We start from the raw sequence: 12,933 nt of genomic DNA, 5'->3' as shown, positions 1-12,933 counted from the left end.
CCGGGCGCCGGCAGGGCGGCTCAGTGAGCCTTCCTGCCGCAATACAGCCGGTGCAGGGTGGCAAACAGCTCTTCCACCCGCGGATCGGAAATGCGGTACCAGATCGTCTGGCTGTCGCGCCGGGAGGCGACCAGCCGTTCGCCGCGCATTTTCGCAAGATGCTGCGAGAGCGCCGAGGGTGAAATCCCGACGGAGTCCGCGAGGGTGCCGGCGCTCGCTTCGCCGAGCTCGACCAGCTGGCACAGGATCAGCAGGCGATGCTCATTGGCAAACATGCGCATCAGCGCGGCGAGCTCGCTCGCTTTTTTCTCCAGGATCTGAGTATCCGGCTTGCGCATCTGGTCCTTCAATAGCATTCGGCATTCCATCGTCAAGGGCCGCGCCGGCACCGCTTCCTTCGCGAAGATCGAGCGTGATGCCGCGATCGTTTGGATCCAAAAGGTTGAATATATTCGATAATTAGAATATGAATTGCGGTGCGGCGGCTGGGTCGGTTTAGCGAAGCAAAGAAGGAATCTGCCATGTTGTCAGGATTGCTGAAGAAGTTTGCGGGGGCGACCAGCGTTGCTGCGATCGATCATGATGAGCTGGTGCAGGCGCATCGCGAGAAGAGCTGCACGATCGTCGATGTCCGGGAGCCGCACGAATTCCGTAATGGTCACATTCCCGGTGCTCTCAATCATCCGCTGTCGCAGTTCGATCCGGCGAGATTGGCGCAGGGCAAGCCGATCGTTCTGATTTGTCAGGCGGGAGGTCGCTCGGCGACCGCGCTGCGCCGCGCACTCGCCGCCGGCCAGCAGAACGTGCGCCATTATCCGGGCGGCATGAGCGGCTGGCGTTCGCGTGGTGGCCACGTCGACTAGCCGTCTGCAGGTCGTCAAGCTCTGCGCGATCAACGGTACGAAGGGACAACGAAAGCCTGTCGCCAACCAGATCGGCGTCAGTCCAGAGGCGTTCCATCGGGAATTGGCCGGCTAATGCTCTACCAGAGGTGCCGCCAAAAGCGGCCGCGGTCCGAAGGCGAATCCAGTCGGCCCTTCTGCTCGTCGGTGAGAGTGGCGTAGAATGCCTCGAAAGCGGGACGCATGGTCTTGACCGACTGCAGCATCCCTTCCATGCGCTTCTCCATGAACTCCATTCGACCGACCGCGGTGGTTGGCACGTCGGTCGAACAGGCGAGGCGGAGGGCCTCCGAGGCTTTGTCGGATGCCGCCTTCAATTCATCGAACTTGGCACGTTGCGCATCTGTTGGCTTGATGACCTGTTCGAGCCGGTCAATGCGCCATCCGGAAAAGCCGGCGGCAGCGGGGCTGCACATGCCCCCGAATCCACCGCGACCCATAAACCCCGGCCCCATCATCATGCCGGAGCCCATCATGTCCCGTCCCCATCCATGCGCCCCAGGTCCGTAAGGCTGGGCGTTGGCGGCTGGGGAAGACATTGCGATGGCGATTGATACGGAAGCTATTGTGACGAGTTGATTGAATTTGAGCACGGCATGGTCCTCCATTGCTAATCAATCTCTCGGTCGAGGCCCGAGGCTCGACCTTACGAGGCGATGCTCGGTATGCCGTTGAGATGGATCAAAAGTGTCGCACAGCCCGCGAGACGTCCTGCATCCAGCAGCTGGACGACACGGATGGGCCGGGGCGATGTCTGCGATAGATCAATTTACCCTCGAATTGAGCACCTAGACTGATCGGAAGTTCAGTGGGAGGGCCCGATGGCCATCAGGGACGTTCTTCTAACGTTGACCAGCTACCCCGAACCGACCCCGGTTTCGGTCGTGGAAAAGGCGGTTGCGGTTGCGTCGTCCTTGGGTTGTCACATCGCCGCGCTCGCATGCGAGGTTCATGTTCAAGTTCCCGGCACGTTTCTTTCGAATTCTCTCGTGAATGTCGCGGGAATGGCTGCCAGCGAGGCCAAGAAGAGCCGGGAGAGCGCACAGGCGCTGCTCGCCGCGTTTGATTCCATCGCGGACAAAGCCGGCTTATCGCGCGAGAGGATCCTGGATAAATGCTTGACCAACGAGCTGCCGGACGTACTCGTGGAATATGGGCGGCTGCGCGATCTGATCCTGGTGCCCGTCCCCGAGGCCTACGATCAACGGTTTGCGGAGGCCATTATATTTGGCACGGGAAAGCCAACCTTGGTCCTGCCCGAAGCACAGCGAACCAAGCCATTCGAACTCAAGACCGCGGTGGTTGCATGGGATTTCAGCCGGGCTGCCGCTCGCGCGGTTGCCGATGCGATTCCGATCCTGGAGCATGCAAGGCAAGTGCGGGTCATAACGGTCGCGAATGAGAAGACCCTCGATACGAAGCATTCAGGCGATGAACTTGCCAAGAACCTTTCGCGGCACGGAATCGATGTGATCCTCGACAACGTCGATGCGGCGGGGCGGCCAATTGGGAAGGCCCTTGAAGCGCATGTCGCCTCCTGCAACGCAAACCTCCTCGTGATGGGAGCATACGGGCACTCTCGGCTCCGGGAGTTCATACTTGGAGGTGCGACCCAAAGCATGTTGTCGAACCCTCCCATCCCGATTTTGTTCTCGCACTGATCGATAGGGTTCTGCCCCCGGGGCGCGTGACGTCGGCCCGCGGCTTCAGGGCATTGTCAGGAGAACGATATGAGCCGCCTTCATGTGCACACCGAGAACCATCTCGTTGATCGGATCGGATGGCTCAGAGCTGCAGTCTTGGGAGCCAATGACGGTATCATCTCGACCGCGAGCCTGGTCGTCGGCGTTGCGGCAGCGGCGGCAACCCGAAGCGACGTCCTTATTGCTGGTATTGCCGGATTGGTCGCCGGCGCGATGTCGATGGCCGCGGGCGAATATGTCTCCGTCAGCTCGCAGTCGGATACCGAGCAGGCCGATCTTGCTCGGGAGCGCAAGGAGTTGAGCGAGAACCCTGGATTCGAGCTCGACGAACTTGCCGAGATCTACGTCAAGCGGGGTGTCGACACGTCGTTGGCGCGGCAGGTAGCGGTGCAATTGATGGCGAAGGACGCGCTGACGGCTCACGCGCGCGACGAATTGGGAATCTCGGAGATTACCGCAGCACGTCCGGTCCAGGCCGCGTTTGCCTCGGCTGCAATGTTCTCGGTGGGGGCCGCCATGCCCTTGCTGATGGTTTTCGTGTCGCCTGCCAGCGCCCTGGTCCCGATTGTGTCCGCTGCATCGCTGGCCTTTCTTGCCGTGCTGGGAGCGGTCGGCGCAAAGGCGGGAGGCGCGAATATGCTGCGTGCGACTGTCCGCGTGACATTCTGGGGCGCCTTTGCCCTGGCGCTGACCGCCGGCATCGGGAAGTTGTTCGGGACTGTGGTCTAGGGTCCGGACCCAATTGGTCCACCAAATAATGGCAGCGGCCCGAAGTGCATTTTGGCAGGCAGCGCGCCCAAAGGGTTCAGCAACGTCCCTCGGCTCCTGGCGACAAATCATTTCCGATAGCGACAAGGTGACTGCAGTCACATCAACCCCTCGTGCGTGCCGACACATTGCCCGTGGTTGCGGGATGGCCTCGCAGCGTCAACGGGAGAAAACGACGATGAGCGTTCCGACGAACAACGACTTTGCAAATTGTGAGCTGTCCCTTGAGGAGCTCGATTCCGTCGCTGGCGGCGGTCTGTGGGGCTGGATCAAGCACGAAGCATCCTCGGCCTGGGATTGGCTCAAGCACGATGGCCTGAAAGTCGCGGAAGCCATCATCAAGGTGATCGCGCATCCCCCGACTGGCCCCGGCCCGGGTCCAACCGTGCCCCCGCTCAGAATGTCCTGACCCTGGACGGGACCAGCCGGTCAAGCTTGGGATTCCCGGGCCATCGGCCCGGGAATTTCGTCTGAGCGAACGAAAGAGAGGCCAAAATCCGGTGCGGGCTCCCCTCCATGCTCCTGTGTGAGGGGCCTCACAGTCTGGACGAACCTCGGGTCCTATACCTGTGACCACTGATTGAGAGGGGCGGTCCCTCCTAAGGCAAACAGGAGATGGCAATGACAAAATCTGAGACCTCGAAGAACGAACACTCTGCAATTCTGCTCGATGATGCGGCGCTGGAGACGGTGGTGGGCGGTTCTACCGAAAGCATGCTCCAGAGCATTCTGGATTCGCGCGCGGTCGGCGGCTGGACGATGCGAGACGTCTTCGCTAGGCCGGTGCTGGGACAGTACATCCCGCATTAGTCCCGCCGGACATGAAACGGACCATTTGCGGGTCGATCGTTTGTCGGTGGAATGTCTCCGTCGTCAATCCGGAGTGAAGAGGTCATCCGATCGGATGACCTCTTTCGTTCCGCCATTCGTTAGGGTTCGACGACGACAGGTTGGTGAGTCCGCCGCTTCATCCGGATCTCGTCGCGCGGGTATCACGACCGACGTCGGTTCATTTCAAAGTCGAGAACGAATAGAACTCAAAATCCCGGTTGTCGCGTCGACGACTTGCAAAGCCTGCTGAGCCTTGGCCAAGGCCAGAGCCGACCTCGCGCACTGATCGGGAAGCTGGGCAATCTTCTTGCGCTGGCTGGTCAGAATATTGGTCGACTGCTCGACGGCGAATTTCACCACGTCGCGGGTTGGGTCATTCTCACTGACGCTGATCAGCTCCTTCTCGATCGTGATCAGATATTCGAAACTGGACAGCTCTTGCGAAATCTCGACGAGATTCTGAATCGTGGACTTGACGCAATCTGCATCGACAGCGGAGATGTCGGGCCTCTTCGAGGTCTGGACCAGATCGCCCATCAGGCCCGCGAACATCGGCCTGAGATCCTCGACCTTCTTCAGGTCCGCCTGGCTGAGAACGCCCGCCATGCACACGTTCGTGGCGACCAGCAATCCAATGCATTGTCTGGTCAGCTGAGCGACGACCACGCGGGCCGCTGCGGTAAGTGTGACGCTGTCCGCTCGTCGTTTCATTTGATGCGTCCGATATCCTCAGCCCCGACAGTGTCATTGAAATATCAGCGCAAGCTTAGCGCCGCACGGCAGAGCGCTCAATTGTATTTTCCGCCAGCGCCGCGCGCAGGACTGGCCGTTCGGGGGTGTCGCGGCCCGTTGTGCAAAAAATGGCTCCTGTGTATCATTGGAGAATACTTCAGGCGTTCCCTGCTGGTTTTGACAAGCGACAAGCAGTTGCGCCGAACTTTCTTGCGGGGAGATTGAGGCGTGACTGAGGGCCCCGAACGTATTTTCCGCGCCAGTGCGTTGCAGCGTGCGGCATCGCCCGACGAACTCGATCATCTCGTTGCGATCACCAAACCGGCCGATTGGATTCTCGCCGCAGTCGTGACGATTGCGCTGGTCGCCGCGCTCGTCTGGGGCATCTACGGCCGAATTCCGTCGCGCGTGTCGGGGCAGGGCATTCTGGTCGGCAGCGGCCGCGTCGTCGATGCGGTGTCCGGCGCGGATGGCAGGCTCGCATCGCTCGGCGTTGCGGTCGGCGACCATGTCGAGCGCGGGCAGGTGATCGCCCAGATCTCGCAGACCGAGATCGAGCAGAAATACGGCAACGCCGTGGAAACCTACAAGGAGCGGCAGCGTGAGCACGACGACATGGCCGCGAAGGTCGAGGCGGAGCTCGCAGTAAAAGCCTCCAACTTCGAGAAGCTGGAGACCGCCTTCAACAAGGTCATCGAAGCGACGGGCCAACGCGTTCAGTCCCTCGATATCGACGTGAAGAATCTCGAGCAACTGATGGTGAAGGGCCTGACGACGCGCAAGACGCTGGAGGATCGCCGTCTCGAATTGACCGAGGCCCAGCAGCGGCGGACGGACTCGCAGAACGAGATCCTCAAGCTCCACGCGCAAAAGACCGATCTCGAAACGCAGCGATCGCGCGAATTGCAACAGGCCGAGTTCGCGGCCAACAATGCGCGCCGTGAGATGCAGGCACTCGCCGGAACTTTGGGACGGAATTCACAGGTCTTGAGCCCGATTGCGGGGCGCGTGCTGGAGATCAAGACGTCGACAGGCTCGGTCCTCGCCGTCGGCACGCCGGTCGTCCTGATCGAGGACGAGGGCGCAAGGCTCGAGGCCATCGTTTATGTCCCCGCAGACCAGGGCAAGAGCGTCAAGCCGGGCTTTCAGGTGCGCGTGGCGCCCAGCACGGTCAAGCGCGAGGAATTCGGCACGATGATCGGAGTTGTCTCGAGCGTTTCCGAATTTCCCGTGACTCCCCAGGGCATGACGGCCGTGCTCCACAACGATCAGCTGGTAAAAGTGTTTTCCCATGACGGTGCGCCCTATGCTGTCGCCGTGTCCCTCGACCAGGATGCATCGACGGCAAGCGGCTATCGATGGGCGGTCGGAAAGGGTCCGCAGGTTCATCTGACCAGCGGCACCTTGGCCCAGGCCGAGATCACCACCCGCAACCGGCGTCCGCTGGACCTCGTCGTTCCTCTCATCAGGAAGCTTACCGGGATCGATGGGTAGTCCAGCTTCGCCGACGTCAGGAGTCAAGAAGACGCCCACCGTCCTGCAGATGGAAGCGGCGGAATGCGGCGCGGCGTGTCTTGCCATGGTGCTGGCGCATTACGGGCGGTGGGTGCCGCTGGAGCAACTTCGCGTCGAATGCGGGGTGTCGCGCGACGGCAGCAAGGCGAGCAACGTCGTCAGGGCGGCACGGCGCTTCGGCCTGTCTGCCAAGGGATTTCGGCAGGAGCTCGCGACGCTCCGTTCGGCGCCGACCCCCTGTATTATCCACTGGAACTTCAATCATTTCGTCGTTCTCGACGGGATCGAGGAAAAATACGCCTACATCAACGACCCCGCCTTCGGGCGGCGGCGCATCGGCATCGACGAGCTCGACCGGAGCTTTACCGGCGTCGTGCTCACCATGGAGCCGACGGCCGATTTTGTGGCGCAAGGAAGCAAGCCCGGCGGATTGCGCTTGCTGGTCCGCGAGCTGCGCGGCTCGAAAGCTGCGGTCGGTCTGCTTGTCCTGCTCAGCTTCGTCATGGTCATTCCGGGGCTCGTCGCCGCGAGCTTTTCCAAGATTTTCATCGACGACGTGCTGATCCAGCATTTGAACGGGTGGTTGCGCCCGTTGCTGGTTGGCATGGCCGTCACGGCGCTGATTCGTACGGTCTTGACGCTGCTGCAGCAGTCCCTGTTGCTCAGGCTTCAGACAAAGCTCTCGGTGGTGATGATCAGCCGGTTTCTCTGGCGGGTGATGGCATTGCCCATGGAGTTCTTCACCCAGCGCCATGCCGGCGACATCGCGACGCGCGTTGCGGCCAACGAGCAGATTGCGCGGCTGCTCGCGGGTGGAATTGCCGCGAACGTGCTCAATCTTACCTCGGTGGTGTTCTTTGCGCTCGCGATGCTGATCTACGATGCGTGGCTTGCCGCGATCTGTATCGGCCTGTCGCTGCTCAACGTTCTGTCCTTGCGGCTCTCGCACCGGCGCCGGGAGGACCTCAGCCGCGGCCTCTCACAGGAGCGCGGAAAGTCGTTGGGAGCAGTGGTCAGCATTGTCAGAACCATCGAGACGATCAAGGCAAGCGGCCTTGAAGACGAGGCGTTCGGGCAATGGTCCGGCATCCAGGCCAAGCTTCTGAATGCGGAGCGCCAGCTGGCATCGTCGTCGATCATGCTCGATATGATCCCGACCTTGATCTCCGGAATGACCATGACGGCGATCCTGATTCTCGGCGGCATGCGGGTCATCGAGGGGTCCCTGACGCTCGGCAGCCTCGTCGCTTTCCAGTCGCTGATGGCCAGTTTCTCCGAGCCGGTCGCGACGCTCGTCAATCAGGCCAGCGGATTCCAGTTGATCCGTGGCGCGCTCGACCGCCTCGAAGACGTCTACAACTATCCGCTCGGCAACAAGCCGAACGGCGATGCATCGAACAAGCGCTTTCCCGCCAGGCTTGCTGGGCGCATCGAGCTCAGGAACGTGCAGTTCGGCTATTCCCTGCTCGAGCCTCCCCTGATCGCCGACCTTTCGATTGCCGTCGCTCCGGGATCGCGCGTCGCCCTCGTCGGTGCGTCAGGCAGCGGAAAATCGACGCTGGGCCGTCTGATTTGCGGGCTCAACAAGCCCTGGGCCGGAGAGGTCTTGATCGATGGGGCGCGGCTTGAGGATGTTCCGCCCGAAATCCTCGCGAACTCCATTGCCTATGTTGATCAGGACATTTTCCTGTTCGAGGGCACGGTTCGCGACAATCTCACGCTGTGGGACCGGACGACGCCGGACATCGATCTCATGAGGGCGTTGAAGGACGGCGAGATCCAGGACGAGATCGCGGTCCGGGCCGGCAACTACGACTCATACGTGAACGAGGGTGGGACGAATTTCAGTGGCGGGCAACGTCAGCGCATCGAGATCGCGCGCGCGCTGGTCGGTCGCCCGTCCCTCATCGTTCTCGACGAGGCGACCGCCGCGCTCGATCCGGTCACGGAGAAGGCGATCGACGACAATCTGCGCCGCTCCGGCTGCACCTGCATCATCATAGCGCATCGTCTCAGCACGATCAGGGATTGCGACGAGATCGTCGTGTTGCGCCAGGGAAAGGTCGCCGAGCGCGGGACGCACGAGACTCTGCTGGCGCTCGATGGCGAGTATGCACGGCTGGTGTCCCAGGAATGACGCATCCGATCGAAAGCATCGCGTCCGGCACAGGCCTCGTCGCATCGGCGAAATTGCCGATCAATATGGCGCTCGATGGTCGCAGGCCCATCCTGCTCGATCATCATGGCCATGTGTTCGAGATCGTGGCCGGTCACGTCGACATATTCGCTGTCGATGTCGACGACGGCAAATGCGGCGGCAGACATCATCTGTTCCGGATCGAGGCCGGAGACATCATCCCCGATCTGCCATCAGCCGGCGGCTTGAGCTTCATCGCGGTCGGCACCGAAGGCACACGCGCGTCTGCGCGTCTCAGAACCGACCTGCCGTCAGCGGCCTGCGCAACGCGTTGGATCGAGCGGCTCGCTCGCTTTGTCGCGGGCCCGGCACCGTTATGGCAGATGGCTGAACTGCCGGAGGGGGCGAGTGCGCTGGCCGCCGGCGAAAGCCGCCGGGGTCCGATGCGCGGTCTGCTCTGGCTGACGGTGGAGCGGGGCGCTGTGAAATTAATGGGCGTCGGAGCGGCCTATGCAAGCGGAAGCCGCCTGCTGCCGTTGACGGCAGGCCTGTGGGTGGAAGCGGGCGACGACGGCTGCGTTGCGAGCGCCGACAGCCGGGGGCCGGGTGACGGCGCGATCTGGCCCGCGATTGATCAGTTTCATAAAGCCTTCGTTGCATGTGTCCAGGGCATGCTGGCCCGTGAGACGCAGGGCGAGAGCGAGCGTCTGGCGAACCGGAACGCACTCGCGGCTTCGCAATCGATGGAAGCCTTCGATCGCCTGTCCGGCATCATCGTGCGACGTTTCGATCACGACGCGGTCGATGCATCCTATTCGGACAGGCTGGCCGGTGCCTGCCAGATCGTCGGCAACGCGATGCGTACGCCGATTGCGATCTCCGGCCGGATCGACGGCAGCCCGCAGGACTTCCCGAGCCTCGCTCAAATCGCGCAGGATGCCCGCTTGCGGCTGCGCCAGGTGCTGCTTCGGTCGGATTGGTGGAGAACCGATGCCGGCCCCCTTGTCGGCTGGGTTGGCGAGCAACGCAAGCCGGTCGCCCTGGTTTATGAGCCGGGCCGCGGATATGTCATGATCGACCCGCTCACGAAAGCGCGCCGGTTGGTCGATCGCTCCCTTGCAACCCAATTCGCGCCGGAAGCGGCGATGTTCTATCCCCCGCTGCCGTCACGATCGCTCAAGTTCTCCGACCTTCTTCAGTTTGCACTGCGTTATGCGCGCGGCAGCGGCCTGCGTATTGCAGCGGCGGTGGTGGTGATCGGCCTGCTGTCCTTGGTGACGCCCTTCGTCACCAATCTGCTCATCAGCTCGATCATCCCGAGATCGGAGCTCGACCAGCTCGTCTTCTGTGCGTTGGCGCTTGGCCTGACGGCGTTGGCGGTGGCCGGCGTGCAGGTCATGCAGGGGCTCGTCATGCTTCGCATGGAGGCAACGATCGATTGGCGGTTGCAGGCGGCGATGATCGATCGCCTGCTCAGGCTGCCGACCGCCATCTTCCGGGAGTTCACGGCCGGCGAGCTGGTGGACCGCGCCATGGGCATTGATGCCGCGCGGCGTGCTTTGACAGGCCACGCGTTGCGGGGAATGATCGCCGGCCTGTTCTGCGTGTTCAGCCTCGGCTTGATGCTCTACTACAGTCCCAGGCTGGCGTTGATCGCGATTGCGCTGACCTTCGTGAGGGGCGCCGCCATCATCTCCACCAATCTGCTGCGGCTGCATTTCGAGAACAAGCACTTCAATCAGCAGGGCAAGGTCAGCGGATTCGTGCTCCAATTGCTGACCGGCGTCGGAAAACTGCGCGTGTCGGGGGCAACGCAACGTGCGCTCGGAATCTGGTCGAAGCAGTTTGCGACACAGAAGCAGTATTTCGTCTCGTCGCAAGTCGCGAGCAACGGCCTCGGCGCGTTCGAGACCGCATTTCCCTTGATCGCAACGCTGATCATCTTCGCCTACGCGTCCTATTCGGACAGCAATCTGCTGAAGGACATCGGCACGTTCTTCGCCTTCTTTTCGGCCTTTGGTCAATCGATGGGAGCCGTCGGGGCCTGGGCCGGCGGCGTGAGCGAGGCGCTCATCGCCATTCCGCCGCTGTTCCGGCTGCGGCCTCTCATCGTCAGTCCGACGGAGATCTCCGACGAGCGGAAGTCGCCGGGTGAATTGACGGGAGCGATCGAGCTTGCGCGCGTGTCGTTCCGGTATCTTGCGAGCGGCCCCCTGGTGCTCGACGACGTCACGCTGAAGATCGCGCCGGGAGAATATGTCGCGATCGTTGGGCCGTCCGGGAGCGGAAAATCGTCCTTGTTCCGGCTGCTGCTGGGTTTCGAGCGATCGGAATCGGGTGCGGTGTTCTACGACGGCAAATCGATCGAGACGCTGGATGTCAGCGCGTTGCGTCGCCAGCTCGGCGTCGTCCTGCAGAACGCGAAGCTCGCGAACGGAAGCATCTACGAGAATATCTGCGGCGGGCTCCGGCTGCCGCTAGATCAGGTCTGGGAAGCCGCGCGGCTCGCAGGAATGGAAGACGACATCAAGGCGATGCCGATGGGCATGCTGACCCAGGTGTCCGAGGGCGTCAGCACGCTTTCCGGTGGGCAGCGGCAGCGCATCATGATTGCGCGGGCCATCGCGCGGCGTCCCCGCGTCCTGCTGTTCGACGAGGCGACGAGCTCGCTCGACAACCGGTCCCAGGCCGTCGTCAGCGACGCACTGGAAAATCTGAACGTCACCCGGATCGTGATCGCGCACCGGCTGAGCACCGTCCAGCGCGCCGACCGGATCATCGTGCTTGTCGACGGCAAGATCGTCGAAACCGGGACGTTCGAGGAACTCAGCGCCGCTTCGGGAACGTTCGCGGCATTTGCGCAGCGGCAGATGCTTTGAGATATGCCGGCGACATCGTTCGCGCGTCGGCCGGCGGTTGAAAGCAGAAGCTCCCGGACAGGGTCCGGGAGCTTCGCTGTGAGTTGACTTGGAGCGTCTTGCTTCGGGCTTGAGGCTCAGTTCTGCTTCATCGCAGCCTGACCACCGACGACGATCGCGCCACCACCGACGAAAATGCCGGCAAGGACGGCAACCGGCGTGCTCGAGAGGAACTTGCCGATGGCTTGACCCGCGTCGTGGATGAAGTGGGTCACGCTGCTGAACCAGCCGCCGCCGGCGACTTCATCGAGCTGGTCGATCGAGAGTTCGAAGTTCGCGCTGTCTTGCTTGATCAGATGGGCCATGTTGTCTCTCCTGTCTGGATGCTGCGGGATCATCCCCGCAACTGTGGACAGGATGCCGCATGCGTCCGACGATCGCCGTGACCGGAGTCACGCTGTTGCGGCGAGCGATGATTTTGTCGCTGGCGTGCCAGTCTTGGCAGGATTGTCCAGGCAGCGCTTATCCCTCGTATTGATCCGGGCCCATCGCCCATGACGCTTGATCATGTCCGTTCGCGTAGTTGCGATTGTTGATTGCCGGATTGCGATTGACCATCGGCCGCATGAACATTGGATGGGTCGCGCTGCGCACTTCGTGCTCGACAGTGAAAAGATGCTTGCCGCTGTCGAGATCGACGATGTCGCAGAAGCGGTACTGGTACTGATTGTCCTCGCGCGAGACCAGGTCGCGGGCCAGCAGCTTGCGGTAAGGGCCGGAGAAATCGGTGATGTACATCTGCACATGGTGGCCGTCATAATCGCCTTGCGGCCGGTCAGTCTCGCGAAACAACAGATGCTGGTCGCGGCCCGTCTTCACGGCGGCGACCGTGCCGTCGCCGTTCCACAGCTCGGATGGCATGCCCATGATTTCAGGGTAGAAGGCGCAGATGCGGGCCGCGGATCCCACCGGCACGTCGAACTCGACATAGGGAATGCCGAGCGCAATGCGCCCGAAGCGCGCGGCGTCGGGCTCGTAGCAGCGCAGGCGGTTGCCCCACGGACAGGTCGCTTCGACATGGTCGTTGCGCTCGGCGAACGCGAACGCCGTGCCCTCGAGCTTCTTCGCCACCGACGCCAATCGCGTCAGCAGCGCCTCGCGGCCTTCGATGACCAGCCCGGTATGGCCACGCAGCACCTGCGGCCTGCCGCTCGGCAAATGAAACTGGCTCCGTCCGGCGTTGATCCACATGTTGGTGTCGGACACCATCAGATAGGGATCGCGGGTCAGCCCGAGCCCGGTGACGTAGAACAGAGTGGCGAGGCGCTGGTCCGGGACCTGGATGTTGACGTGCTCGAAATGGATCGCGTTGCCGAGATCTTCTTTGGATCGATCGAATTGTTGCGGCATGGATGGGGCTCTGGTGGGGGACGGATGGGAGCATAATAGAGCACAATTTCCGCCAGTCGAAATGATTTGCCGGTCGC

13 protein-coding genes are annotated in these 12,933 nt (G+C 62.1%); 8 read left to right on the top strand and 5 right to left on the bottom strand.

The genetic code is table 11. The features are described from left to right. Positions 1–20 precede the first annotated feature (20 nt). The gene (locus NR187_RS11715) at positions 21–338 is read right to left on the bottom strand and encodes a helix-turn-helix transcriptional regulator (RefSeq protein ID WP_211382553.1); all 318 of its coding nucleotides are present in this window, start codon (positions 336–338) and stop codon (positions 21–23) included. Between the two features lie 183 nt (positions 339–521). On the opposite strand from NR187_RS11715, the gene NR187_RS11710 reads away from it, so the two are divergent. After that, positions 522–863 (top strand): rhodanese-like domain-containing protein, encoded by a 342-nt coding sequence (locus tag NR187_RS11710; protein WP_211382554.1) that lies wholly within the window; start codon positions 522–524, stop codon positions 861–863. Positions 864–982: 119 nt separating this feature from the next. On the opposite strand, the gene NR187_RS11705 is transcribed toward NR187_RS11710, so the two are convergent. Then, complete coding sequence (locus tag NR187_RS11705) at positions 983–1,378, bottom strand: Spy/CpxP family protein refolding chaperone (RefSeq protein ID WP_211382555.1); 396 nt, start codon at positions 1,376–1,378, stop codon at positions 983–985. 345 nt (positions 1,379–1,723) lie between these two features. Between NR187_RS11705 and NR187_RS11700 the strand changes: the two genes are divergently transcribed. The 4 genes from NR187_RS11700 (at position 1,724) to NR187_RS11685 (ending at position 4,183) form a co-directional block, all read left to right on the top strand. After that, positions 1,724–2,563: a universal stress protein gene (locus NR187_RS11700; RefSeq protein WP_211382556.1), complete on the top strand. Its 840-nt coding sequence runs from the start codon at positions 1,724–1,726 to the stop codon at positions 2,561–2,563. A gap of 69 nt (positions 2,564–2,632) precedes the next feature. After that, positions 2,633–3,334, top strand: coding sequence for a VIT family protein (locus NR187_RS11695; protein ID WP_256806528.1), 702 nt, complete (start codon positions 2,633–2,635; stop codon positions 3,332–3,334). Positions 3,335–3,551: 217 nt separating this feature from the next. Next, the gene (locus tag NR187_RS11690) at positions 3,552–3,782 is read left to right on the top strand and encodes a hypothetical protein (protein WP_211382558.1); all 231 of its coding nucleotides are present in this window, start codon (positions 3,552–3,554) and stop codon (positions 3,780–3,782) included. Between the two features lie 212 nt (positions 3,783–3,994). Next, positions 3,995–4,183: a hypothetical protein gene (locus NR187_RS11685; protein WP_211382559.1), complete on the top strand. Its 189-nt coding sequence runs from the start codon at positions 3,995–3,997 to the stop codon at positions 4,181–4,183. A gap of 204 nt (positions 4,184–4,387) precedes the next feature. On the opposite strand, the gene NR187_RS11680 is transcribed toward NR187_RS11685, so the two are convergent. Beyond that, complete coding sequence (locus NR187_RS11680) at positions 4,388–4,915, bottom strand: hypothetical protein (protein WP_211382560.1); 528 nt, start codon at positions 4,913–4,915, stop codon at positions 4,388–4,390. 249 nt (positions 4,916–5,164) lie between these two features. On the opposite strand from NR187_RS11680, the gene NR187_RS11675 reads away from it, so the two are divergent. From NR187_RS11675 to NR187_RS11665, 3 genes are read left to right on the top strand one after another with little or no spacing between them, the layout of a single operon-like run. After that, positions 5,165–6,430: an NHLP bacteriocin system secretion protein gene (locus NR187_RS11675; RefSeq protein WP_211382561.1), complete on the top strand. Its 1,266-nt coding sequence runs from the start codon at positions 5,165–5,167 to the stop codon at positions 6,428–6,430. Continuing rightward, on the top strand, positions 6,423–8,588 hold the full coding sequence (locus NR187_RS11670) for an NHLP family bacteriocin export ABC transporter peptidase/permease/ATPase subunit (protein ID WP_211382562.1): 2,166 nt from the start codon (positions 6,423–6,425) through the stop codon (positions 8,586–8,588). The genes NR187_RS11675 and NR187_RS11670 overlap by 8 nt, the downstream gene beginning before the upstream one ends. Next, on the top strand, positions 8,585–11,467 hold the full coding sequence (locus NR187_RS11665; RefSeq protein WP_211383516.1) for an NHLP bacteriocin export ABC transporter permease/ATPase subunit: 2,883 nt from the start codon (positions 8,585–8,587) through the stop codon (positions 11,465–11,467). Before NR187_RS11670 ends, NR187_RS11665 begins: the two co-directional genes overlap by 4 nt. Before the next feature lie 116 nt (positions 11,468–11,583). Here NR187_RS11665 and NR187_RS11660 read toward each other — a convergent pair whose 3' ends face one another. Together NR187_RS11660 and NR187_RS11655 are read right to left on the bottom strand one after the other, a co-directional pair. After that, the gene (locus NR187_RS11660; protein ID WP_211382563.1) at positions 11,584–11,811 is read right to left on the bottom strand and encodes a hypothetical protein; all 228 of its coding nucleotides are present in this window, start codon (positions 11,809–11,811) and stop codon (positions 11,584–11,586) included. A 157-nt stretch (positions 11,812–11,968) separates the two neighbouring features. Then, a complete protein-coding gene (locus tag NR187_RS11655) occupies positions 11,969–12,856 on the bottom strand; it encodes a hypothetical protein (RefSeq protein ID WP_211382564.1) in 888 nt (295 codons plus the stop codon). Between the last annotated feature and the right edge of the window lie 77 nt (positions 12,857–12,933).

Origin of the sequence: Bradyrhizobium sp. Bra64 (genome assembly GCF_024519875.1) — a bacterium.
Lineage (GTDB): Bacteria > Pseudomonadota > Alphaproteobacteria > Rhizobiales > Xanthobacteraceae > Bradyrhizobium > Bradyrhizobium japonicum_G.
This window is presented reverse-complemented; position numbering and strand designations above follow the sequence as displayed.

Bases quoted from the DNA above. Each gene is read 5' to 3' on its own strand.
- NR187_RS11685 (WP_211382559.1), top strand. From the start codon at position 3,995: ATGACAAAATCTGAGACCTCGAAGAACGAACACTCTGCAATTCTGCTC.
- NR187_RS11680 (WP_211382560.1), bottom strand. From the start codon at position 4,915: ATGAAACGACGAGCGGACAGCGTCACACTTACCGCAGCGGCCCGCGTG.
- NR187_RS11690 (WP_211382558.1), top strand. From the start codon at position 3,552: ATGAGCGTTCCGACGAACAACGACTTTGCAAATTGTGAGCTGTCCCTT.
- NR187_RS11655 (WP_211382564.1), bottom strand. From the start codon at position 12,856: ATGCCGCAACAATTCGATCGATCCAAAGAAGATCTCGGCAACGCGATC.
- NR187_RS11695 (WP_256806528.1), top strand. From the start codon at position 2,633: ATGAGCCGCCTTCATGTGCACACCGAGAACCATCTCGTTGATCGGATC.
- NR187_RS11670 (WP_211382562.1), top strand. From the start codon at position 6,423: ATGGGTAGTCCAGCTTCGCCGACGTCAGGAGTCAAGAAGACGCCCACC.
- NR187_RS11665 (WP_211383516.1), top strand. From the start codon at position 8,585: ATGACGCATCCGATCGAAAGCATCGCGTCCGGCACAGGCCTCGTCGCA.
- NR187_RS11660 (WP_211382563.1), bottom strand. From the start codon at position 11,811: ATGGCCCATCTGATCAAGCAAGACAGCGCGAACTTCGAACTCTCGATC.
- NR187_RS11700 (WP_211382556.1), top strand. From the start codon at position 1,724: ATGGCCATCAGGGACGTTCTTCTAACGTTGACCAGCTACCCCGAACCG.
- NR187_RS11715 (WP_211382553.1), bottom strand. From the start codon at position 338: ATGCGCAAGCCGGATACTCAGATCCTGGAGAAAAAAGCGAGCGAGCTC.
- NR187_RS11710 (WP_211382554.1), top strand. From the start codon at position 522: ATGTTGTCAGGATTGCTGAAGAAGTTTGCGGGGGCGACCAGCGTTGCT.
- NR187_RS11705 (WP_211382555.1), bottom strand. From the start codon at position 1,378: ATGATGGGCTCCGGCATGATGATGGGGCCGGGGTTTATGGGTCGCGGT.